This window comes from Dyella sp. 333MFSha (assembly GCF_900102405.1).
GTDB classification, from domain to species: Bacteria; Pseudomonadota; Gammaproteobacteria; order Xanthomonadales; family Rhodanobacteraceae; genus Luteibacter; species Luteibacter mycovicinus.
This window is the reverse complement of the sequence record NZ_FNBR01000003.1, coordinates 1-21,304: the sequence shown is the minus strand read 5'-3', so window position 1 is coordinate 21,304 and position 21,304 is coordinate 1. Positions and strand designations below refer to the sequence as shown.

Annotated in this window: 21 protein-coding genes and 4 tRNA genes; 19 read left to right on the top strand and 6 right to left on the bottom strand. The window is 65.6% G+C overall.

Going from position 1 to position 21,304, the window contains the following annotated elements:
- Positions 1-129: 129 nt before the first annotated feature.
- From BLT40_RS13440 to BLT40_RS13420, 5 genes are all read left to right on the top strand, one after another.
- The gene (locus BLT40_RS13440; RefSeq protein WP_079522478.1) at positions 130-1,506 is read left to right on the top strand and encodes an SRPBCC family protein; all 1,377 of its coding nucleotides are present in this window, start codon (positions 130-132) and stop codon (positions 1,504-1,506) included.
- Between the two features lie 69 nt (positions 1,507-1,575).
- Positions 1,576-2,511 carry an ABC transporter ATP-binding protein gene (locus tag BLT40_RS13435; protein WP_036115569.1) on the top strand — a complete coding sequence of 312 codons (936 nt, stop codon included), beginning with the start codon at positions 1,576-1,578 and terminating at the stop codon, positions 2,509-2,511.
- A complete protein-coding gene (locus BLT40_RS13430) occupies positions 2,508-3,242 on the top strand; it encodes an ABC transporter permease subunit (RefSeq protein ID WP_090354000.1) in 735 nt (244 codons plus the stop codon). Before BLT40_RS13435 ends, BLT40_RS13430 begins: the two co-directional genes overlap by 4 nt.
- A 1-nt stretch (position 3,243) precedes the next feature.
- Positions 3,244-5,097, top strand: a complete 1,854-nt coding sequence (locus BLT40_RS13425) for a GldG family protein (protein ID WP_079522480.1) — start codon at positions 3,244-3,246, stop codon at positions 5,095-5,097.
- A gap of 2 nt (positions 5,098-5,099) precedes the next feature.
- A complete protein-coding gene (locus BLT40_RS13420; RefSeq protein ID WP_079522481.1) occupies positions 5,100-5,951 on the top strand; it encodes a cytochrome c oxidase assembly protein in 852 nt (283 codons plus the stop codon).
- On the opposite strand, the gene ppk2 is transcribed toward BLT40_RS13420, so the two are convergent.
- The 3 genes from ppk2 to hemA are packed head-to-tail and all read right to left on the bottom strand — an operon-like array spanning position 5,945 to position 9,151.
- Positions 5,945-6,721: a polyphosphate kinase 2 gene (ppk2, locus tag BLT40_RS13415; protein WP_079522482.1), complete on the bottom strand. Its 777-nt coding sequence runs from the start codon at positions 6,719-6,721 to the stop codon at positions 5,945-5,947. The genes BLT40_RS13420 and ppk2 overlap by 7 nt on opposite strands.
- Positions 6,722-6,768: 47 nt before the next feature.
- Complete coding sequence (prfA, locus tag BLT40_RS13410; protein WP_090353998.1) at positions 6,769-7,848, bottom strand: peptide chain release factor 1; 1,080 nt, start codon at positions 7,846-7,848, stop codon at positions 6,769-6,771.
- A 31-nt stretch (positions 7,849-7,879) separates the two neighbouring features.
- Positions 7,880-9,151, bottom strand: coding sequence for a glutamyl-tRNA reductase (gene hemA / locus BLT40_RS13405; protein ID WP_036115550.1), 1,272 nt, complete (start codon positions 9,149-9,151; stop codon positions 7,880-7,882).
- Positions 9,152-9,288: 137 nt separating this feature from the next.
- On the opposite strand from hemA, the gene BLT40_RS13400 reads away from it, so the two are divergent.
- The 9 genes from BLT40_RS13400 to BLT40_RS13360 all read left to right on the top strand — a co-directional run bounded on the left by BLT40_RS13400 (position 9,289) and on the right by BLT40_RS13360 (position 17,317).
- Positions 9,289-10,995: a tetratricopeptide repeat protein gene (locus BLT40_RS13400; protein WP_255364014.1), complete on the top strand. Its 1,707-nt coding sequence runs from the start codon at positions 9,289-9,291 to the stop codon at positions 10,993-10,995.
- Between the two features lie 55 nt (positions 10,996-11,050).
- Positions 11,051-11,668, top strand: coding sequence for a lipoprotein insertase outer membrane protein LolB (gene lolB, locus BLT40_RS13395; RefSeq protein ID WP_079522485.1), 618 nt, complete (start codon positions 11,051-11,053; stop codon positions 11,666-11,668).
- 43 nt (positions 11,669-11,711) lie between these two features.
- A complete protein-coding gene (gene ispE / locus BLT40_RS13390) occupies positions 11,712-13,103 on the top strand; it encodes a 4-(cytidine 5'-diphospho)-2-C-methyl-D-erythritol kinase (RefSeq protein WP_079522486.1) in 1,392 nt (463 codons plus the stop codon).
- Between the two features lie 66 nt (positions 13,104-13,169).
- Positions 13,170-13,246, top strand: a tRNA-Gln gene (locus BLT40_RS13385).
- Positions 13,247-13,317: 71 nt separating this feature from the next.
- Positions 13,318-14,256 carry a ribose-phosphate diphosphokinase gene (locus BLT40_RS13380; protein ID WP_036118253.1) on the top strand — a complete coding sequence of 313 codons (939 nt, stop codon included), beginning with the start codon at positions 13,318-13,320 and terminating at the stop codon, positions 14,254-14,256.
- A gap of 79 nt (positions 14,257-14,335) precedes the next feature.
- Positions 14,336-14,977 carry a 50S ribosomal protein L25/general stress protein Ctc gene (locus BLT40_RS13375; RefSeq protein WP_036115544.1) on the top strand — a complete coding sequence of 214 codons (642 nt, stop codon included), beginning with the start codon at positions 14,336-14,338 and terminating at the stop codon, positions 14,975-14,977.
- A gap of 51 nt (positions 14,978-15,028) precedes the next feature.
- A complete protein-coding gene (gene pth, locus BLT40_RS13370) occupies positions 15,029-15,607 on the top strand; it encodes an aminoacyl-tRNA hydrolase (RefSeq protein WP_036115540.1) in 579 nt (192 codons plus the stop codon).
- 34 nt (positions 15,608-15,641) lie between these two features.
- Complete coding sequence (gene ychF / locus BLT40_RS13365; RefSeq protein WP_090353993.1) at positions 15,642-16,733, top strand: redox-regulated ATPase YchF; 1,092 nt, start codon at positions 15,642-15,644, stop codon at positions 16,731-16,733.
- A 113-nt stretch (positions 16,734-16,846) separates the two neighbouring features.
- The gene (locus tag BLT40_RS13360; RefSeq protein ID WP_079522489.1) at positions 16,847-17,317 is read left to right on the top strand and encodes a MarR family winged helix-turn-helix transcriptional regulator; all 471 of its coding nucleotides are present in this window, start codon (positions 16,847-16,849) and stop codon (positions 17,315-17,317) included.
- Between the two features lie 6 nt (positions 17,318-17,323).
- On the opposite strand, the gene BLT40_RS13355 is transcribed toward BLT40_RS13360, so the two are convergent.
- Genes BLT40_RS13355 through BLT40_RS13345 form a run of 3 tightly spaced genes read right to left on the bottom strand, consistent with a single transcriptional unit; the run spans position 17,324 to position 20,017 of the window.
- Positions 17,324-17,698, bottom strand: a complete 375-nt coding sequence (locus tag BLT40_RS13355; protein ID WP_036115534.1) for an STAS domain-containing protein — start codon at positions 17,696-17,698, stop codon at positions 17,324-17,326.
- Positions 17,695-18,120, bottom strand: coding sequence for an ATP-binding protein (locus tag BLT40_RS13350; RefSeq protein ID WP_052191137.1), 426 nt, complete (start codon positions 18,118-18,120; stop codon positions 17,695-17,697). The genes BLT40_RS13355 and BLT40_RS13350 overlap by 4 nt, the downstream gene beginning before the upstream one ends.
- Positions 18,101-20,017, bottom strand: a complete 1,917-nt coding sequence (locus BLT40_RS13345; RefSeq protein ID WP_090353989.1) for a SpoIIE family protein phosphatase — start codon at positions 20,015-20,017, stop codon at positions 18,101-18,103. The genes BLT40_RS13350 and BLT40_RS13345 overlap by 20 nt, the downstream gene beginning before the upstream one ends.
- Positions 20,018-20,119: 102 nt before the next feature.
- On the opposite strand from BLT40_RS13345, the gene BLT40_RS13340 reads away from it, so the two are divergent.
- The 5 genes from BLT40_RS13340 to BLT40_RS13320 form a co-directional block, all read left to right on the top strand.
- On the top strand, positions 20,120-20,605 hold the full coding sequence (locus BLT40_RS13340; RefSeq protein WP_036115531.1) for an acyl-CoA thioesterase: 486 nt from the start codon (positions 20,120-20,122) through the stop codon (positions 20,603-20,605).
- Positions 20,606-20,774: 169 nt separating this feature from the next.
- A tRNA-Tyr gene (locus BLT40_RS13335) sits at positions 20,775-20,860 on the top strand.
- A 17-nt stretch (positions 20,861-20,877) separates the two neighbouring features.
- Positions 20,878-20,951 (top strand) — tRNA-Gly (locus tag BLT40_RS13330).
- 26 nt (positions 20,952-20,977) lie between these two features.
- Positions 20,978-21,053: transfer RNA gene (locus tag BLT40_RS13325), tRNA-Thr, on the top strand.
- A gap of 63 nt (positions 21,054-21,116) precedes the next feature.
- The coding region (locus BLT40_RS13320; protein ID WP_231873829.1) for a GTP-binding protein at positions 21,117-21,304 on the top strand (188 nt) is incomplete at its 3' end.

Genomic DNA, 21,304 nt, shown 5'->3' with positions numbered 1-21,304 from the left:
CGTGAGCAGCTACCATCGGCTCTTTCGGCGCTGGCGAACCCCAAGCCACGGCCGATTCTTCAGGGGTGACCATGCGGCGTCCATGGCCGTGTGCGGAGCCTGTTCGTAAGACGTTCGGAGAACCGTGGAATGACGCGTCTGTTAGAATTTATCGTTGCCCTCGTCATCGTCGCCGTATTGGGCGTCGTTGTCGGGCTGGCTATGCCCTCGGCCGGACACGTCGAGCGCGAAATGCTGATCAGCAAGGACTTGCGCCAGGTTTACGACGTTTTTAGCAACTTCCGTCGTTTCCCTGACTACACCGTCCTTCGCTCCTTCGATCCCAAGGTCCAGTTCGAGCTTTCGGGCAAGGCCTACGGTCCGGGTGCCAAGATTGCCTGGAAGGCCGACGACAAGAAGGTCGGTGACGGCTCGCTCGAGATCGCCTCGATCGACCCGGATTTCTCCAAGATCTCCGATGCCGGCAAGGGCACCATTGTCTGGAACGTGGACAACGCCTGGCGCGGTAGCGACAAGAAGTTCACCATCAACCTCGAGCGTACCGGCCGCAGCCAGAAGCTCGTCAAGGTCAAGTGGGCTTACGACGTCGACTACGGCTTCAACCTGGTCAACCGCTTCTCCAACCTCTATATCCACGGCGATCCGGACGCGCTGATTCAGTTCAGCCTGTCCAACCTTCAGAACCTGATGGCTGCGATCCCGAACATCGACTACAGCAAGATGGTTCCGGCCATCGCCGACCAGCCGGCCAAGCCGATCCTCTTCGTGTCGACCACGGCTCCGCGCACCCTCGACGACGTCGATACCGCGTCGGACAAGGCCTGGGGCGAACTTCAGGCCGCGGCGAAGAAGCTGGGCGTGAACATCGTCAGCCCGCGCATCACCTTCACCACGAACTGGGGCGACCAGAACTATACGTTCGACGTCGCCGCCGAGATCGACGCCACCACGCTGAAGATCAATGGTCAGGACGTCGAACTGACGGCCGCCCAGCGTCCTTCGCTCGACGCCGCCGCTCCGGCTGCCGCCTCGACGGCCGCCGCTCCGGCCGCTGCCGATTCGGCCGCGCCGGGTAGCAAGGACAAGCTCGGCCGCGTGATCGTCGACGGCAACGTCAAGGCTGTTCTCGCCTTCGGTGGCAAGGCGCTCAAGGCGGAGTGGAACGGCACCGGTGCCGGCCTGCCGCAGACGCGTCAGATGCTCGAAGCCTACTCGCAGACCCATGGTTACAAGTTCGACGACGTCACCTTCCGTCCCTACGACATCCAGGTGAAGGCGCCGACCAACAACCACGGTACGATCGAGGGTTACGACGAGCAGAAGTTCGAGATCTACCTGCCGCTGCAGGGCGACAACATTCCGGAGCAGACTCCGGAACAGGAAGCCGGCCTGAAGCAGCCGGGCCTGGAAGAATCGGCTCCGGCCGGCTCGTCCTCCGCCCCCGCTCCGGCGGGTACCGCTGCGGCTCCGGCCGAAGCGGGCACCGCGCCGACGATGGCCCAGTAAGCCTCGTAAGCCATGCGACACGAAGAGCCCCGGTAACCCCGGGGCTTTTTTATGCGTTAATTGTCGTCAATGATCGAGACCGACCGACTGACCCGTTGCTATGGCCCGCTGATCGCGGTGGATGCCCTTTCCCTGCGTGCCGAACCGGGCCAGGTGCTGGGGCTGCTCGGCCCCAATGGCGCCGGGAAGTCCACGGCCATGCGCATGATCGCGGGGTTCCTCACTCCGACGTCCGGCACCGCCCGCGTCTGTGGCCACGACGTCCGCAAGGAGCCCCTGTCGGCCAAGCGCGCCCTGGGCTACCTGCCGGAGGGTGCGCCCAGCTATGGCGAGATGACGGTCCGTGAGTTCCTTACGTTCATCGTCAGGGTTCGTGGCCTGGACCGCGACATCGCGTATCGGCGCTTCGATGAGGTCGTCGCCCGTCTCGAACTGGAAGACGTGCTGGAGCAGACCATCGGTACCCTGTCCAAGGGCCTGCGTCGCCGGGTCGGCCTCGCGCAGGCGATCCTGCACGATCCTCCGGTACTGATGCTCGACGAACCGACGGACGGCCTGGATCCCAACCAGAAGCATTCCGTGCGCATGCTCATCGATGCCATGGCGCGGGAGCGCACCATCCTGATTTCCACGCATCTGCTCGAAGAGGTGCACGCTTTGTGCAATCGCGTCGCGATCATCGCCAACGGCAAGCTCCTCGCCGACGCGACACCGGCCGAGCTGGAGGCGCGCTCGCGGTATCACGGTGCCGTTTCCTTCAGCGCGCAGGGCAGTGCGGTGTCCCGCGAGATGCTTGCGCGCATTCCGGGCGTGTCGATGGTGGAAGTGGATCCGCTGGATGGGCGGGTCACCGTGTTCCCGAAACCGGGGCAGCCGATCCTCGACGAGGTGCAGGCGCTCCTTCGCACGCAGAATCTGCGGGTTTCGGAGATTCAGCTGGAGCAGGGAAGGCTGGACGAAGTCTTCCGGCAGATCACGACGCAGCCGCGCGGAGGTCACGCATGAGCGCTGTCACCGCCATCGCGCGCCGCGAGTTGTGGGGCTATTTCGTCACGCCGGTGGCCTACGTCTTCATGGTCATCTTCCTCGTGCTGGCCGGTACGCTGACGTTTTACAGCGGCGATTTCTACGATCGCGGGCTGGCCGACCTGCAGCCTTTCTTCGACATGCATCCCTGGCTGTACCTCGTGCTGGTGCCCGCCGTGACCATGTCGATGTGGGCCGAGGAGCGGGCGTCCGGTACGCTCGAACTGCTGTTCTCGCTGCCGGTCTCGATTTCGCAGGCCGTGCTGGGCAAGTTCCTGGCCGCCTGGGCCTTCATCGGCATTTGTCTGGTCCTGACCTTTCCGATCTGGATCACGGTGAATTACCTCGGCGATCCCGACAACGGGGTGATCCTCGCCGGCTACGTCGGCAGCTGGCTGATGGCCGGCGCGTTCATCGCGATCGGGGCGTGCATGTCCACCGCTACCCGGAGCCAGATCATCGCGTTCATCCTGACCGCGTCGGTGTGCTTCCTCCTGCTCCTGGTCGGACAGCCCCAGGTGCTCGATTTTTTCCAGGACTCGGTGCCGCCGAAGCTGATCGGCGCCATGGGGCAGCTGAGCATGGCGCGACACGCCAACGCCATCGCCCGCGGCGTACTCGATCTGCGCGACCTGGTGTACTTCTTCGCCACCATCGTCGCCTGGCTCGGCGCGAGTGTCGTGGTGCTCGACCTGAAGAGGACGCGCTGAGATGGCCCGTCGCTTCAGGATCACCCGTTCGTTGCGCCTGCGCGCGGCACTGGTGGCGATCGCCGTGCTTTTCCTTGCGGCGGTGGCGATCAGCTCGATGTCGTTGCGCACGGCACGCGTCGACCTCACGGCCGACCGTATCTACACCCTGACGCCGGGCACGCTGCAGATCGTCGATGCCCTGCGCAAGCCGCTGACCGTCACGCTGTATTTCTCCGACCACGCCACGCGCGATCTTCCGCAGTTGCGCAGCTACGAGCAGCGTGTGCAGGAGATGCTGCGAGAGATCGCGGTTCGCGCCCATGGCCGGGTAAGGTTCCGCGTCATCGACCCGGTGCCTTATTCCGATGATGAAGACGCTGCCGAAGGCTACGGGTTGACGCCTGCCACCGGTGGCAGCAATGGCGAGCGCGTGTTCTTCGGCCTCGTCGGCATGGACGGCTCGGGCGAAGTGCCGCCCCAGGCGATCCCGTTCTTCGACCCCGCGCGAGAATCGTTCGTCGAATACGACATCGCCAAACTGCTCTATGAGCTTGGCATGCCGCAAAAGCCGAAACTCGGGGTGGTGAGCTCGCTGCCGGTGGAAGGCAATCCGGTGATCGGCGAAGCGCCGTGGACACTGTTCCATCAGCTGGACCAGATCGCCGACGTCACGACGATCGATCCTGAGGGACTCACCCACATCGATCCGTCGATCAAGGTGTTGCTGCTGGTTCATCCCAAGCGCCTGTCGGACGACGCGCAGTATGCGATCGACCAGTACGTGCTGCGCGGCGGACACCTTGTCGTTTTCGTCGATCCCGATTCGGAAATGGACAGCGCGCCCCTGATCGATCCGCGGGGCACGGTGGACGATCACGATTCCGATCTGCATCGTCTGTTCGAGGCCTGGGGCGTGGTCTTCGACCCGACTCAGGTCGTGCTGGACCGGTCGCATGCGCTGACGATCGACCTCAACGGCAACAATATCGGCCATCCGGCGATGCTCGGCCTGGGGACCCAGGACCTCAACCACGACGATGTGGTGACGGCAAGCCTGCAGCGCGTGAATTTCTCGACGGCGGGTCACTTCGAGCTATCGCAGGACACGAAGGCGCGATTGATTCCGCTCGTGCAGACGTCCGACGAAGCGGCCGTGGTCGCCGCGCAGCGCGTGCGCGATGCCGCGAACGATCCGACGACGCTGATGGAAAACTACGAGCCCAGTCACGAGCGCTATGTCCTGGCTGCGCGGCTGCGCGACACCTTCCACACGGCGTTCCCCGAGCGTACGGGGAAGGGGCACCTCGATCAGGCGGCCGGTCCCGGCGAAATCGTGCTCGTCGCCGACACCGACCTGCTTTCGGATCGCTTGTGGATCGACGTGCAGCCGTTGCTCGGGCAGCAGCAGCTGACGCCGTTTGCCAATAACGGCGACTTCGTCTCGAACATCGTCGACAACCTTGGCGGGTCCACCGCCTTGCTGTCCATTCGTGGACGGGTCAATGCGCAGCGGCCGTTCACCCGGGTCCGCGCGCTGCAGGCCGCGGCGGACCGCAAGTTCCTGACCAAGAAACGCGAGCTGGAGAACGAGCTCTACGATACCCAGCGGCGTCTGGCCGAGCTTCAGCCCAGCAAGGGCGGAAGCGGCGGCACGGCCACGGCGGAGCAGCGGCGCGAGGTCGAGCAGTATCTTCAGCGCAAGCTCGCGATCGGCAAGGAACTGCGCGACGTGCAGCACCAGCTCAACGCCGAGATCGACGCGCTGGGCCTGCGCCTGAAGTTCATCAACATCGTGCTCGTCCCGGGGCTGGTTGCGCTCATCGGCCTGATCTACGGCTGGCGCCGTACCCGTCGCGGTCGCCGCGCGGCCTGACGGTGGCCGCCGGCGCGCTGAAGTGGATCGTTCCCTGGGAGTTCTCCTGGGTCTTCGTGATCGTGTTCGTCGCGACGGCGCTGCTGTATGCGGCGGGGTGCCGGCGACTGCGGGTGTCGATGGCGCGCAAGGCGGCGTTCTGGCTCGGTATGGCGATGATCTACGTCGCGCTGCATACCTACTTCGACTACTTCGCGGAGCACGAGTTTTTCATGCACCGCATCCAGCAAGTGCTTCTCCATCATCTGGCGCCCTTGCTGATCATCGCCTCCTATCCGGGAACGGTGCTGCGGGCCGGCCTTCCGCCGGCGTGGCGCATCCGGCTGCGTCGCGCCGGGCGTTCGCCGGTATCGCGCGCACTGTCGGCGATACTGCTGCACCCGGCGGTCGTCACACTGCTTTTCGTCGCGCTCATCGTCGTCTGGCTGATTCCCGACATGCAGACGCTCGCCATGCTGGACTGGCGCATCTACCGCGCGATGAACTGGTCGATGGTGCTGTCGGGGCTGGCCTACTGGTGGCTGGTGCTCGACCACCGGCCGAAGCCACCCGGCCGCATGTCACCCGGATGGCGCGTGTTGTCGCCCGGAATCACGATGACGCCGCAGATCGTCGCCGGCGCCATCGTCACCTTCTCGAAGACCGATCTCTATCCGATCTTCGAGATCTGCGGTCGTGCCTTCACGCTCAACGTCCTGACGGGCCAGCTGATCGGAGGAGTGATCATGTGGGTGCCCGCGGCGATGATCGAATCCGCGGGCGGCCTGCTCGCGATGCGGCAGTGGCTGCGCCTCTCGCGCGCCGGGCGCCTGCCACGACGGGCGCCCGTGCGTCGCGTGGCGGCGCGTCAGTAGACCTTCGCCACCTTTTCCGCCTTGGCGGTGACCTTGTCCTTCTTCGGCTTGCCCTTCAGCGGCGGCAACTCGATTTCCTCGTTGGGCACGAGCTGATCGGGGATCTGGTCGAGCAGATGGCGGATCAGGTTGAGCCGCCCGGTTTTCTGATCGTTGAAGTCGGCCACGAACCAGGGCGCATCGGCCGTGTGCGTGTGCTGGATCATGGCGTCACGCAGGTCGCCCGTTTCGGCGTATTTCTCCCGTCCCTTGAGGTCGACAGGTGACAGCTTCCAGCGTTTCAACGGATCTTCCGCGCGCTCGGCGAAGCGTTCCTCCTGCTCCTGCTGATCCACGGAAAGCCAGTACTTGAGCAGGATGATGCCGTCGTCGGTCAGCAGTTTCTCGAACGCCGGGCAGGCTTTCATGAAAGCGTCGTACTGCTCGTCGGTGCAGAAGCCCATCACCGGCTCGACGACGGCGCGGTTGTACCAGCTGCGGTCGAACAGGACCAGCTCGCCCGCCGATGGCAGGTGTGCCACGTAGCGCTGGAAGTACCACTGGGTCTGCTCGTCCTGCGACGGCTTGCCCAGGGCGACGACGCGCGCGGCGCGGGTATCGAGCTTGTCGGTGATGGCCTTGATGGTGCCGCCCTTGCCGGCGGCATCGCGGCCTTCGAAGAGGACGACCATGCGTTTGCCGGTGCGGCGCAGCCATCGGGTCAGGCCGATCAGTTCGATCTGCAGGGCTTCGAGGTCGTGTTCGTAGGCTTTCTTCTTTTTCTTGCCCATCGGTTCGTTCCACGCGGGGAGGGTGACCGATTGTGGGGCAGAAAATGTCATCCCGCCGTCAGACTTTGCAACTCGTCGGCTTGCGCCTCGCGGGTCAGCGTGTCGACCAGCTCGTCCATATCGCCCTGCAGTACCTCGGTGAGCCGGTACAGCGTGAGGTTGATGCGGTGATCGGTGATCCGTCCCTGCGGGAAGTTATAGGTGCGGATGCGCTGGCTGCGATCGCCCGAGCCGACCTGCAGGCGGCGGGATTCGGCCTGCGCGGCACTCTGCTTGCTCCGCTCCGCGTCCAGAAGGCGGGCCTTGAGCAGGCTCATCGCCCGGGCGCGGTTCTTGTGCTGGCTGCGCTCGTCCTGGCATTCGACCACCGTCCCCGTCGGCAGATGGGTGATGCGGATGGCCGAGTCCGTCTTGTTCACATGCTGGCCACCGGCACCGGAGGCCCGGAAGGTGTCGACCTTGAGGTCGCCGTCGCGGATTTCGATCTCGTCGATATCGTCCTGCTCGGGCAGGATCGCCACGGTCGCCGCCGAGGTGTGGATACGGCCCTGCGACTCGGTTTCGGGCACACGCTGCACGCGGTGGGTACCCGATTCGAACTTCAGCTTCGAGTAGGCGCCGCGGCCCTCGATACGGGCGACGATTTCCTTGTACCCGCCATGCTCTCCGTCGTTCGCGCTGAGGATCTCGACGTGCCAGCGCTGTCGCTCCGCATAGCGGGCGTACATGCGGAAAAGGTCACCGGCGAAGATCGCCGCCTCGTCGCCACCGGTGCCGGCGCGTACTTCGAGAAAGAGATTGCCCTCGTCACGCGGGTCCTTCGGCAGCAGGAGGATCTGCAGCTCGCCATCCAGCTCGGTCAGGCGGCCCTCGATCCGCTCGATATCGTCCGCGGCCATGTCGCGCATCTCGGGATCGTCGAGCATGGCGCGGGTCTCGGCCAGCTCGCGCTGGGCCTCGTCGTGCTCCCGCAGGGACAGGGCGACAGGCTCGAGCTGGGCGTATTCCCTTGAAAGATCGCGAAAGCGCTGGTTGTCGGCGAGGGCGTCCGGCTGCGCGAGCAGGCGGCCGACTTCCTCGTGACGTTCGGCGAGGGCTTCGAGTTTGCGGCGGATCGAGGGAGTCATCAAAGGCACGACAGAGGGCTATAGCCCGACATCATGCGGAAACGTCGTCGTCCGGGTCCAGTCCATACAGCCGGCCGGCGGCGTGAAGCAGGTCCAGATCGCCTGAAAGGGCGGCATCGCGCAGGCGTGCGCTGGGTGCGTGCAGCAGCTTGTTGGTCAGGGTATTGGCCAGGAACGCGAGGGCTTCTTCCGCGGGACGTCCTCTGGCCAGCATGGCCTGCGCCTTGGCCAGCACTTCGTCGCGCTGCGTCTCGGCCGCGAGGCGCATGTCCACGGCAGGGTTGCGCAGGGTGAGTGCGCGGCGCCAGGACATGTAGCGTTCGACCTGGAGGTCGATGATGGCGTCGGCTTCGCGGGCCGCCATTTCGCGGGACCGGCGGTTCTCGTCGATGACCTGCTTCAGGTCGTCGATGCCGTAGAGGTACACGTCGTCGAGCTGCGCCACCTCCGCCTCGATATCGCGTGGCACGGCGATATCGACCATGAACATCGGACGGCGGCGGCGGGCGGCGATGGCATCGGTAACCATTGCCTTCGTCACCACCGGCAGCCGCGAGGCCGTCGAGGTGATCACGATGTCGGCCTCGGCGAGGTGGCGGGGCAGGTCGGCCAGGGAGATGGCATAGCCGCTGTAGCGGCTGGCGAGTTCCTGGGCGTTCTCGAGGGTGCGATTGGCCACGATCAGCCGGCGCACCTTCTTGTCGGTCAGATGGCGCGCCGCCAGTTCGATCGTCTCGCCCGCGCCGATCAGCAGGACGCAGGCCTGACGCAGATCCGTGAAGACCTGTTCGGCCAGGCGCACCGCCGTGTAGGCGACCGAGACCGTGTGTGCACCGATACGGGTGTCCGTCCGGACCCGCTTGGCCACTGCGAAGGTGTGCTGGAGCAGGCGTTCCATCGGGGCGCGCAGCGACTGGGCCGTGCGCGCATGCTGGTAGGCGTCCTTGACCTGGCCGAGGATCTGCGGCTCGCCCAGCACCATGGAGTCGAGTCCGGTCGCCACCCGGAACATGTGGCGCACCGCGTCGTGTTCGTCATGGCGGTAGAGGAACTCGTCCAGCCGTTGCGGGGTCAGACGATGCTGTCGGGACAGCCACTGGCCGGGCACGCCCTCGAAACCCTCGGTCACGCTGCAATACAGCTCGGTGCGGTTGCAGGTGGAGAGGATCATCGCCTCTTCGACGCCGGGTTGCCGGACAAGCTCATCGAGCGCCTCCGGCGTCGCCGTGGCGTCGAATGCCACCTGCTCGCGCAGGCTGACCGGCGCGGTGAGGTGATTGAGCCCGAGGGCGATGAGTGGCATGACGGGCTGGAGTCGGCTTCGGTGGCGTCGGCTAAGCTAAGGGCGCATTGTGCGCTCACAAGGGCCGGGCTTATTGCATCGGCTATCGGACGAAATCGGAGAGTAGTGTGCTGAGCGGTCGGTCCAAGTTCAAGCGAGTGCGTCAATATGTGGTCGTCGGTGCCCTCGCGGCCCTGTCCGGTTGCGCCACGGCGCCGCGGACCGCGCCCCAGGCCGTACGCACGGGTGTCCAGCCCCTCGACCGGCTTCAGGTGGCGATTCTGCCCCCCGAACGCGACCTCCAGGCGCAACTGATGGCGGGCGACTTCGCCCTTGCCGCCAACGATCTCAAGGCGGCATCGGACGCTTACGGCCGCGCGGCCCAGTTGGGCGACGACCCCCGTGTGGCCGCCCGGGCGACCGAGCTGGCCCTGGCCGTGCATGACCAGGACGCCGCCGCGAAAGCGCTGGATCGCTGGGCCAGGCTCGGCGCGAAGCCGCTCGAGCTTGCCGAATCCCGCGCGCGGATGGCTCTGGATCGCGGCGATACCGCCGAGGCGCAGCGCCAGATGGAGATCATGGTCGGCACCGGCGACCCCGATGCCTGGCGTGAGTTCGGTCGGACCCTGGTCACCGCCCGGGACGCCGCCCAGGCCGGGCAGCTGCTCGAGCGCATCGCCACGCCGCAGCGGCTTCCCAACGATTCCACCGCCTGGCTGGCCATGGCCGAACTGGGGGAAAGCCTGGGTCGGCATGACTACGCGAAAACGATCGGAGAGGGCGCGCAGGCCCGTTTCCACGACGCCACCACGTACGGCTGGGCGGCGCAGCAGAAATTCCGCGCGGGCGACAAGGAAGGCGCGAAGCGGCTGTTCGCCAAGGCGGTCGCCAGGGATCCGAAAAACACGCATCTCCGCCTCGCGTATGCCACGTTGCTGGCGCAGGGCGATGACGAGAAGGCGGCCGCCCGCGTGCTGGCCACCGGAAGCCAGGACGTCGACACTTACCTTATGCGGATGACCCTCGCCGCGCGTGCCAGCGACAAGGCGGCCGAGGGCAAGCTCTATGACGAGATCCGCCGGCAACCGGATGACGTTCAGGCCGATAACGCCTTCACCCTCGGACAGCTGGCCGAACTGCTCGGCAAGCAGGAAGACGCCCTGGACTGGTATGCCGCGGTCGGCGACGACGATCCGCGGATCTTCGATGCATCCGTGCGCAGCGCCGTGATCCTGCACCTGCAGGGCAAGGACGACGACGCGCACGAGATCGTGGCGGAGCTGCAGACCCAGTACGCCGACCGCCCCGATCAGCTGCGCAAGGCCTTCGCGCTCGACGGCGAGCTGTACATGGATGCGCGTCGGTTCGACGCGGCGGTCAATGCCTATGACAAGGCCTTGCAGGTCAAGGCCGATGACACCGACATGCTGTATTCGCGCGGGCTCGCCAACGCCGAGGCCGGCAAGATCGATCAGGCCGTGGCCGACTTTCGCAAGGTCCTCGAGCTGAAGCCCGGCGACATCGAGGCGAGCAATGCGCTGGGTTACACCCTCGCCGACAACGACCGCGATCTGCCGGAAGCCCAGAATCTGATCCAGGCCGCCCGTGCCGCGCGACCCGACGATCCGTCCGTGGCCGACTCGTGGGGCTGGCTGAAATACCGGCAAGGGCAGCTGGACCAGGCCGAGACCACCCTGCGTGGCGCCTGGACACAGCACAAGGACGGCGACATCGGCGTGCACCTCGCCGAAGTCCTGTGGACACGGGGCGAGCACGATGAGGCACGTAAGGTGCTCAACGAAGTGCGCCGCCTCGACCCGAAAAACGCGGCGCTGCGGAAGACCGAACAAAAGCTGCGTCCCTAGGCCGCGTCCGCCCCGATCGCGCGCATGGCGCGCTCCTGCAGAAGATCCCGTATTCATGCGCCAGACCGCCAGAACGCTCCTTGCCGCACTGCCCCTGTTGCTCCTTACCGCCTGCGCGACCACTCGCGCTCCCGTGCGCAACGTGGGCGACGCCGCCACGCTGGGCATGCAGGAGCAGCGCGAACGCAGCCTCGCCGATACCGACCACTGGACGCTCCAGGGTAAGTTGTCGGTTTCCGACGGTAAGGACAGCAACTCCGGCAGCCTCACATGGCGGCAGGACGGTGAGCGCTACGAGTTCACGGTGCGTGGGCCGATCACCGGCCGTACGTTCCGCCTGACCGGTGGCCCCGACGGTGCCGATCTCGAAGGCCTCGACGGCGGTACCCGCCATGGCGCCGACGCCGAGTCGCTCATGGCGAGCACGGTGGGCTGGCAGATCCCTCTGGGCGAACTGAAGCGCTGGGCCCTGGGGCTGCGCGCCGATACGGGGCCAGCCGAGATCACGTTTGGCGCCGACCGCTTGCCCTCACGTCTCATCCAGGACGGCTGGACCGTCGACTACAAGACGTGGGATGCCACGCGCCAGCCGGCCATGCCCGCCCGCGTCTTCGCCGAGAAGGCACCGTACAAGGTGCGCCTGGCGATCGAGGACTGGTCCTTCGCGAAATAGGTGGCCGCTATACTCGGCGCCCCGTGCACATCCGGCTCCCGCGATGAACTTTGAGATCACCCGCGCCGTCGCGGATCACGCCGAGCGGCTGTGCGACATCGAGCGTGCCGCCGTGGCGTTGTTCCGTGGACATCCGGCGTGGCCGTCGTATTCGTCCATGGCCTTGCCGCGCGAGATCGTCCACGAACTGATCTCCCGGGGGCGTGTCTGGGTCGCCACGGTGGATGACGAGGTCGTCGGTTTCGTCTGCCTCGAGACCGATGGGCGCCCGGATGCGATCGGCATCGCTGAAATCGACGTGCTTCCCGCTTTCGGTGGCCAGGGCATCGGTGCGGCGCTGCTGGAGCGTGCCTGTCAGTGGGCGCGCGAGGCCGGCTTCCGTCGCGTCGACCTGGGCACGCTGGCCGACGTGCCGTGGAATGCGCCTTTCTACGCGAAGCATGGCTTCGTGGTGGTCGACAAGCACGCGCCCGGCTTCGCCCGGGCACTGGAACGCGACCGCGAAAACGGTTTCCCCGACCACCTGCGCGTGTTCATGAGTCGCGACCTGGCCCCGCTGGCGCCGGGCGACTGGACCGTCTGGCCGGCCCCGGCCAAGCTCAATCTTTTTCTGCGGATCGTCGGCCGCCTCGACAACGGTTACCACGCCTTGCAGACGGTTTTCCGCCTGCTGGACTGGGGCGACGAGGTTCGCCTGCGCGTGCGCCACGATGGAAGGATCGCGCGTCCGACCCCGGTGGCGGGTGTCCCGGAGGATGCCGATCTGACGGTTCGCGCGGCGCGCCTCCTGGCCGCCGAGACCGGCACCGCCCTGGGCGCCGACATCGAGGTGTTCAAGCGGATACCCATGGGCGGCGGTCTCGGCGGGGGCAGCTCCGATGCCGCCACCGTCCTGGTGGGCCTGAACGCCTTGTGGAAAACGGGCCTGGATGAAGATGCCCTGGCGGCCCTGGCGGTCCGCCTCGGTGCCGACGTGCCGGTCTTCGTCAGGGGCCGCTCCGCCTGGGCCGAGGGCGTGGGCGAGCAGCTGACGCCGATCCGTCTGCCCCGCCGCTGGTACGTCGTCGTCGATCCCCGCGAGCACGTGCCCACCGCGGCACTTTTTGCCGCGCCCGAATTGACACGTCATGCCCCTCAGGCGACAATTTCGGCCTTTGTTTCCGGGGATTCCGCGGAGAACGCCTTCGAGCCTGTGGTTCGCGCGCGTCACCCGCGGGTGGCGGCGGCACTGGACTGGCTGGGCGGCTTCGGTCGCGCGCGGCTTTCCGGCAGCGGCGGTTGCATTTTTCTCGAAACAAGAACCCACGAGGCGGCGCTCGGCATCGCCTCACGCTGTCCCGCGGGCTTCGTCGCCCACGTGGCGGTGGGCATCGATCCTTCCCCGCTGCTGGTGACGCGGGACCGGATCGACGCTGCTCAAGGACACATGTCGTAAGGACGGGAAGGGCCGCGGGCTGCGGCAAAGCCAAGGTGGGCCGGATGGCTCGCCGGAACGAATTGTTGGGGCGTCGCCAAGCTGGTTAAGGCACGGGATTTTGATTCCCGCATGCGCAGGTTCGAATCCTGCCGCCCCAGCCACCTCACGGTGGCACATAGCCGATACCCACCCATCTCACGCCAGGAGTTCCTCCGTGGACACGTCCACCCCGATGTTGTTTACCGGCAATGCGCACCGTGCGCTCGCCGACGATGTCGCCGCGCGGCTCGGCATCCCGCTCGGCAAGGCCCTCATCGGCCGGTTCAGCGATGGCGAAGCGCAGATCGAGATCGAAGAAAACGTCCGTAAGCAGGAGGTCTTCGTCATTCAGCCGACGGGTGCCCCCAGTGCGGAGAATCTGTTCGACCTGCTGGTCATGATCGACGCGCTCAAGCGCGCATCGGCCGGCAGCGTCACCGCGGTCATGCCGTATTTCGGCTATGCCCGCCAGGATCGTCGCCCGCGCTCGTCGCGCGTGCCGATCACGGCCAAGCTGGCCGCCAAGATGATCGCGACCGCCGGCGCCGACCGCGTGCTGACGATCGACCTGCATGCCGACCAGATCCAGGGCTTCTTCGATATTCCGGTCGACAACGTGTACGCCTCGCCGGTACTGCTGGCGGACATCTGGCGTCATCACAGCATGGACGACCTGATCGTGGTCAGCCCCGACGTCGGTGGCGTGGTGCGCGCTCGCGCGCTCGCCAAGCGCCTGGACGACGCCGATCTCGCGATCATCGACAAGCGCCGGCCCAAGGCGAACGTGGCCACGGTCATGAACATCATCGGCGACGTCGAAGGCAAGACCTGCATTCTGGTCGACGACATCGTCGATACCGCCGGCACCCTGTGCGCCGCCGCGGCCGCGCTGAAGGAAAAGGGCGCCCGCAAGGTCGTCGCCTACTGCGTCCATCCGGTGCTGTCGGGCGCCGCGATCACCAACATCGAAGGCTCCTCGCTCGACCAGCTGGTGGTCACCAATACGCTGCCGTTGCGCGACAACGCCCGTAACTGTGCGAAAATCCGTCAGTTGTCGGTCGCGGAACTGCTCGCGGAGACCATCCGCCGGATCGCCTTCGGTGAATCGGTCAGTTCGCTATATATCGACTAAGTATCTGATTTTTCGGGCTTCCCTGGTCGCGGGGAAGCCCTTTACCACCGCCGTGAGGCGGTTTACTTGAGGCAACACCATGGCTACCAATCATCAGCTCACCGCCACGAGCCGCAAGATCGAAGGGAAGGGTGCGAGCCGCCGCCTTCGTACCGCGGGTTACGTGCCGGCTATCGTCTACGGCGCCAACGAGGCTCCGCAGGCTATCCAGGTTCTCCACAACGACGTGCTGCTCGGCTCGCGCTTCGAGTCGTTCTACTCCTCGGTCATCGACCTCACGGTCGACGGCAAGAAGCAGAAGGTTCTGATCAAGGACTGGCAGAAGCACCCGTTCCGTCAGCTCATGCTGCACATGGACTTCCTGCGCGTTAACGAGAACGAGGCCGTCAAGGTCGCCGTGCCCATCCACTTCCTCAACCAGGAAAAGTCGCCGGCTGGCAAGACCTCGGGTCTGGTCATCTCGCACAACCTGACGGAAGTCGTGGTTTCGTGCCTGCCGAAGCACCTGCCGGAGTTCATCGAACTCGACCTGGCCACGCTCGACGCCGGCTCGATCATCCACCTGTCCGACCTCAAGCTGCCGGCCAACGTGGAAATCCCGGAACTGGCCCTGGGCAAGGAACACGACGTCGCCGTCGTGACCGTCGCCTCGATCCAGGAAGAAGTCGATCCGGAAGCGCCGGCCGCTGAAGGCGACGCTTCGACCGAAGACAAGAAGTAATCGGCGGCGGTCCGCGCGCTCCGGCGCCGCGGGCCGCACCCGCTTCGGTCTATGGCGACACTTCGTCTTATCGTCGGCCTCGGTAACCCCGGGGCCGAATACGTCAGGACCCGGCACAATGCCGGGTTCTGGTGTGTCGACGCCCTGGCCATGGACCAGGGGGAGCGTTGGACCTTCGACGGCAAGCTGCATGGCGAGACCTGCAAGCTGCGTATCGGTGGCGAGACCGTCTGGCTGCTCAAGCCCGCGACATTCATGAACAAGAGTGGCATCGCCGTCGCGTCAGCGCTGCGCTACTACAAGATCGCGCCGGAAGAGTGCCTCGTCGCCCACGACGAACTGGACCTCCCGCCCGGCACCGTCCGCATGAAGTTCGATGGTGGCCACGGCGGCCAGAACGGCTTGCGTGACATCGTGGCCCATCTCGGGCACGGCAAGTTTCACCGTCTGCGGGTCGGCATCGGCCACCCGGGGCACAAGGACAAGGTCACCCCGTGGGTGCTCGGTCGCCCCAACGCGGCCGACGAGGACGCCATCATGCACGGCATCGGGCGCGCGTTCGACGTGCTGCCGCTGGCGCTGGATGGCAAGTTCGAAGAGGCGATGAAGCGCCTGCACACGGTCGCCTGACCGCACCAATCACCTTTACCGGACCAAGATCGCCATGGGCATCAAATGCGGCATCGTCGGCCTGCCTAACGTCGGCAAGTCCACCCTTTTCAATGCGCTGACCAAGGCGGGCATCGCCGCCGCCAACTTCCCGTTCTGCACGATCGAGCCGAACACCGGCATCGTCCCCGTGCCCGACCTGCGCCTGACCGCGCTGGCCGGCATCGTGAAGCCGCAGCGCGTCATTCCCACCACCATGGAATTCGTCGACATCGCCGGTCTCGTGGCGGGCGCGTCGAAGGGCGAGGGTCTGGGCAACAAGTTCCTCGCGCACATCCGCGAGACCGACGCCATCGCGCACGTCGTGCGTTGCTTTGAAGACGGCAACGTCATTCATGTGGCGAACAAGGTGGACCCGATCGCCGATATCGAGACCATCGATACCGAGCTGGCGCTGGCCGATCTGGAGGCCGTGCTGAAGGCGCTCGACCGCGCCACGCGTTCGGCCAAGGCCAACGACAAGGACGCGATCGCGAAGAAACCGGTGCTGGAGAAGCTCCGTGTCGCGCTCGATCAGGGCAAGTCGGCCCGTGCGGCTGGCCTCGATGCCGAGGAGAAAGCCCTCGTCCGCGACATGTTCCTGATCACGATGAAGCCGCTGATGTACATCGCCAACGTGGCGGAAGACGGCTTCGAGAACAATCCGCACCTCGACGCCGTGCGTGCGCGTGCCGTGGAAGAGGGTGCCGAGGTCGTGCCCATCTGCGCCGCCATCGAAGAAGAGCTCTCCCAGCTCGACGACGCCGATCGCGACGAGTTCCTGAAGGACCTCGGCCTCGAAGAGCCGGGCCTCAACCGCGTCATCCGCGCAGGCTACACGCTGCTTGGCCTGCAGACATATTTCACCGCCGGCGAGAAGGAAGTCCGTGCCTGGCAGGTCCGCGCCGGGTCCACCGCGCCGCAGGCGGCCGGTGTCATCCATACCGACTTCGAGCGCGGTTTCATCCGTGCCGAGACGGTGGGCTATGACGACTTCATCAAGTTCAACGGCGAGCAGGGCGCGAAGGAAGCAGGGCGTCTGCGTCTGGAAGGCAAGGATTACCTGGTGAAGGAAGGCGACATTCTGCACTTCCGCTTCAACGTCTGATACTGGTGGGCCATCGGTAAAGAAAGAAAGGCCTCGCTCGCGCGAGGCCTTTTTTTTGCGCCGCGCAATTCAATCGCTTGCAATTCAATATCCACGACCCTACATTCCGGGGCATGAGCAAGAAATCGCTGCCTGAAGGCGTAGAAGCCCCGCGTACCCTCGACGGGCAGCTGTGCTTCTCGCTGTATTCCGCGAATCTCGCGATGGGGAAGCTCTACCGCCAGCTACTGGCAAAGCTGGACCTTACCTACCCGCAATACCTTGTCATGCTCGTGCTGTGGGAGCGCGACGGCATCACCGTGTCGGAGCTGGGCGACCGGCTGTTTCTCGACTCGGCCACGCTCACCCCGCTGCTGAAGCGATTGCAGGCAGCGGGCCACGTGGTGCGCACGCGCGGTACGCGCGATGAGCGGCAGGTCCTCGTCACGCTCACCGACGAAGGCAGGGCGTTGCGCGAGAAAACCGGGCATGTTCCCGTCGACGTGTTCTGCGCGACCGGTTGCGAGATCGATGAACTCGTCGGTCTGAAGGCGCAGCTGGAAACGCTGCGCGCCAGCCTGATCGATACCGCGAAGAGCGGCTAACGGACCTCAGCCGGTGATCTGCCGCTGCATGTGATCCAGGTACTGATCCAGCTCGGCCACGCTGGCGAATACTTCCGCGACCGGCACCGCTTTCACGATCTCGAAAACCTTCTTCACCTGCGGTTGCGGGTTGAGCAGCAGCGTGCGGCCGGCACGATCCTGCATCTGTTTGCGTAGCTGCGCGAGGCTGCGCAGGCCGGCGCTGCTGATGTAATCGAGGGCGGACAGATCGATGATGAGCGTGCCCCCGTTGTCCACGAGCGGGGTGATATCGCGCAGTGCGTCGTCGAATTCGCCAAAGGTCGCCGCATCGAGGCGGCCTTCCAGCCACACGGTGCTGCGGTCGGTGGTCGGGGATTCACTGCGAACGATCAGGGTCATGGGGCAGGCTCGTCGGACAGGGATGGATCGAAGCGGATGACGACACGGTTGCCGTGTTCGTCGCGTGCATAGTGGAAATCGCTGGCGATGCTGCGTGCAAGATGCAAGCCGAGTCCGCCGATGTCGCGCAGGGCGATATCGCCAGGGAGTTCCGGCGGTTCCGGTTCCAGCGGATCGAAGGGCATGGCATCGTCGCGCAGCTCGAGTCGGACCATGTCGTTGCCGATGTCCAGCTGAATCTCGATGCTGCCGTCGCGCCCGTCGGGATAGCCATGACGGACCGTATTCACCAGCAGCTCTTCGAGCACGAGGCGGACGTCCGTGCGACAGGCGGGATCGACGTCGCCGCGTTCGAGCGCGCTCCCGGCGCGGTCGAGGGCAAGAAACACGTCCTCGAGACGATTAGGAATGCGCAACCGCATCGAGGCGGACTCCTTTCACCCCGGCGTCGTGCCAGGTCAGCGCGAGCAGTGCGATGTCGTCGTAAGCGGGGGCGCCCTCGACATAAGCGTCGACGTCGTTCAGAACGCCGGTGACGAGCGCCTCCGGTGTCGCGCCTTCGCCGATGCGCGAGACGCTGTCGAGCAAGGCATCCGCGCCATAAAGGCGCTGATTGCCTGCGTGCGCTTCGCTGACGCCATCGGTGTACATGATTACGGTGTCGCCCCCCAGCAGTGTCATCACCCGCACAGGGTAGCGCGCTTCGCGATCGAGGCCGAGGGCGGGGCCGGTTTCGACGTCGACGAGGATGGCGCTTCCGCCGGCGTGCAGTACGGGCTGTTCGTGCCCGGCGCTGGCCATGCTGAGCATCCCGGTTTCGGTCTCCACGACACCGCACAGGAGGGTGACGAACATGCAGGTGTCGTTGCCCTTGCACAGCTCACGGTTGAGCGCGGCGAGGATGTCGCTCGGCGACCGTGCGTGCGTGGCGATGGTGCGCGCGAGAGTGATCGTCCGCGCCATGAACAGGGCGGCCGGCACGCCCTTGTCGGAGACGTCGCCGACCATGACGCAGACGTGCTTCGCGCCGAGCGCGAAATACGTGTACAGATCGCCGCCCACCGCACTGGCCGGGCGCAGCGCGGCAAACAGCTCGATACGACCGTCCGCGGCGAGCCAGCGCGGTTCCGGGATGAGGGCAAGCTGGATCTGGCGGGCGATCTCCAGCTCGCTGGCGATACGCTCCTGCTCACGGGCGGTGCGCTTCGCGGTATCGATATGGCCCGCGAGCTGATGCCGCATATGGTCGAAGGCCCGGGTGAGGCGACCTACCTCGTCGTTCCGCCGGACGTCGGGCAGGGCGAAATCCAGGTCGCCTCGCGCCACGTTTTCCGCGCGCTCGGCGAGGACGCCCAGTGGGGCCATCAGGCGGCGTGTGACGATGAGTGCGATGAGAGAGACGCCGGCGAGCGCCAGCAATCCCAGCAGGATGTCCACCATGTAGGTGCGCCGGAGGTCGGCCAGCACGGCGCGCTCAGGCATGCTCAGTCCGAAGATCCAGCCGGTCCCACGAATCGGTACGTAGTAGACCCAGACGGGCTCGCTCACGCGCGCGCCCATCTCGGGCGTCAGCCGTACCGGGTTCTTTCCCGTCGCCATGGCCTCCCTCAGAGGGCGGCTGGCCCGGCTGCCGATGTACGACGTCCAGTCATGCGCGAGGAAGATGCCGTCGCTGTCGGCCACGAACGCGGAAGCGTGTTCAGGCTTGCCAAGCTGGCTGAGGAGTCGCTGGAGCCAGTCGAGGCTGATGGTCGCGTCGGCGACGCCGGTGACCGGGATGCGGCTCGTGCCCGGTATCGCGACCGAATAGCCCACCAGGGTCTCGGGACGACCGGCCATCCGGAATGGCGCTTGCCAACAGCCGCTGTCGCAGTTCAGGCCTTGCACGAACCAGTCGGATGTCCAGTAGGGCTCCGCGTCCGTCCTCCGGCTGCCGGCGGTCAGCTTGCCGTCGGGATCGCGACGTACCACCGGGGCGTCCTGATCGCGTACCGCCGCGCTGTCCCGCGGCACGAAGGCGGCGCTGATGTCGACGATTTCCGGATTGGCGGCGAGCGCGTCGCGAATGAGCGAGGGTGCCTGGTCGCGACGATCGTGGAGCAGGGCGGCGACGGTGCGCCCGATCGTGGCGACGCCATCGATGCGCCCCTGGATGCGGACGGCGGCGGACTGGACGACGGCGGCCGCTTCGCGCTGGGTCTGGGCAAGCGTCTGCTCGCGGGTGTGGGATAGCAGCAGGCCGCCCGTCACGACCATGATGATCGCCGACCCCAAAAGCATTGCCAGGGCGAGTCGCGAGGCGACGCTGCGAAGGACCATGGGGCGCTCCCGGGGACGATGGCTTCGAATCTATGCCGCGCGGGGCGGTCCGACAAGCCGCCCAGCGGCCATAATGTGACTTTTCCCCAGCAAGGTAGCGGCATGTCCGGCACCCAGCGAGAAGTCGAATTCCGTTTCCTGGCCCAACCGACCGATGTGAACTTCGGCGGCAAAGTCCACGGCGGCATGGTCATGAAGTGGCTCGATCAGGCAGGGTACGCCTGTGCGGTGGGCTGGAGTGGCGCCTATTGCGTGACCGTCTCGGTCAGTGGCATCCAGTTCCTTGCACCGATTCTCATCGGCGACCTCGTGACCGTCCGCGCCCGTCTGATCCATACCGGCACGTCGAGCATGCACCTCGCGGTGGACGTTCTCGCACGGGACCTCCGTAGCGGCGAACAGCGTCTGGCCACCAGTTGTGTGATGGTCTTCGTGGCCATGGACAAGGCGGACGGCGGCAAGCCGACCCCGGTTCCGCCCTGGAAGCCGGTGGAAGAGAGGGATCTGCGCCTGCAGGAGTACGCCCTCAAGCTGATGGAAATGTCGCGTGCGATGGAGCCACTGGTGCTCGCCACGCGCGAGGCCTGACAAAACGCTTCCCAAGGGCGATCCGCCTCGTTACACTGCGCGGCTCGCTCACCGACAACCCGTATCGGTGGGCTGTCCGGGCGTCGGCAAACGGTCAAGGCATGTGTATTTTACGTGCGGAAGTTATTGACAGTTTCCGGGGCGCTCGCGACAATAGGCGTTCTATGTTGGAGGAATACCCAAGCGGCCAACGGGGGCAGACTGTAAATCTGCTGGCTTACGCCTTCGGTGGTTCGAATCCACCTTCCTCCACCAAACGAGTTCCGCGCAGTGCGGGAGTAGTTCAATGGTAGAACTTCAGCCTTCCAAGCTGATTGTGCGGGTTCGATTCCCGTCTCCCGCTCCATTGATCTTACGCGCGCTGCGTTTCGTGCTCATGTAGCTCAGTCGGTAGAGCACTTCCTTGGTAAGGAAGAGGTCGCTGGTTCGATTCCAGTCATGAGCACCATCTTCGTCGCCCGCGGCGGTTCCTTTTTTACTATCTCATTGGCTCCAGCGGAGTTTAGCGCTCATGGCAAAGGGTAAGTTCGAACGTAAGAAGCCGCACGTCAACGTCGGCACCATCGGTCACGTCGATCACGGCAAGACCACGCTCACGGCTGCCCTGACCAAGATCGGCGCCGAGCGTTTCGGTGGCGAGTTCAAGGACTACGGTTCGATCGATGCGGCGCCGGAAGAGAAGGCACGCGGCATCACGAT

Coding starts and splice junctions, on each gene's coding strand:
- BLT40_RS13430 (WP_090354000.1), top strand. CDS start 2,508: ATGAGCGCTGTCACCGCCATCGCGCGCCGCGAGTTGTGGGGCTATTTC.
- BLT40_RS13440 (WP_079522478.1), top strand. CDS start 130: ATGACGCGTCTGTTAGAATTTATCGTTGCCCTCGTCATCGTCGCCGTA.
- ispE (WP_079522486.1), top strand. CDS start 11,712: ATGAACTTTGAGATCACCCGCGCCGTCGCGGATCACGCCGAGCGGCTG.
- BLT40_RS13355 (WP_036115534.1), bottom strand. CDS start 17,698: ATGACCCTGATCGTTCGCAGTGAATCCCCGACCACCGACCGCAGCACC.
- ychF (WP_090353993.1), top strand. CDS start 15,642: ATGGGCATCAAATGCGGCATCGTCGGCCTGCCTAACGTCGGCAAGTCC.
- BLT40_RS13340 (WP_036115531.1), top strand. CDS start 20,120: ATGTCCGGCACCCAGCGAGAAGTCGAATTCCGTTTCCTGGCCCAACCG.
- pth (WP_036115540.1), top strand. CDS start 15,029: ATGGCGACACTTCGTCTTATCGTCGGCCTCGGTAACCCCGGGGCCGAA.
- BLT40_RS13435 (WP_036115569.1), top strand. CDS start 1,576: ATGATCGAGACCGACCGACTGACCCGTTGCTATGGCCCGCTGATCGCG.
- BLT40_RS13375 (WP_036115544.1), top strand. CDS start 14,336: ATGGCTACCAATCATCAGCTCACCGCCACGAGCCGCAAGATCGAAGGG.
- prfA (WP_090353998.1), bottom strand. CDS start 7,848: ATGACTCCCTCGATCCGCCGCAAACTCGAAGCCCTCGCCGAACGTCAC.
- BLT40_RS13360 (WP_079522489.1), top strand. CDS start 16,847: ATGAGCAAGAAATCGCTGCCTGAAGGCGTAGAAGCCCCGCGTACCCTC.
- BLT40_RS13425 (WP_079522480.1), top strand. CDS start 3,244: ATGGCCCGTCGCTTCAGGATCACCCGTTCGTTGCGCCTGCGCGCGGCA.
- ppk2 (WP_079522482.1), bottom strand. CDS start 6,721: ATGGGCAAGAAAAAGAAGAAAGCCTACGAACACGACCTCGAAGCCCTG.
- BLT40_RS13380 (WP_036118253.1), top strand. CDS start 13,318: ATGTTGTTTACCGGCAATGCGCACCGTGCGCTCGCCGACGATGTCGCC.
- BLT40_RS13345 (WP_090353989.1), bottom strand. CDS start 20,017: ATGGTCCTTCGCAGCGTCGCCTCGCGACTCGCCCTGGCAATGCTTTTG.
- hemA (WP_036115550.1), bottom strand. CDS start 9,151: ATGCCACTCATCGCCCTCGGGCTCAATCACCTCACCGCGCCGGTCAGC.
- BLT40_RS13350 (WP_052191137.1), bottom strand. CDS start 18,120: ATGCGGTTGCGCATTCCTAATCGTCTCGAGGACGTGTTTCTTGCCCTC.
- lolB (WP_079522485.1), top strand. CDS start 11,051: ATGCGCCAGACCGCCAGAACGCTCCTTGCCGCACTGCCCCTGTTGCTC.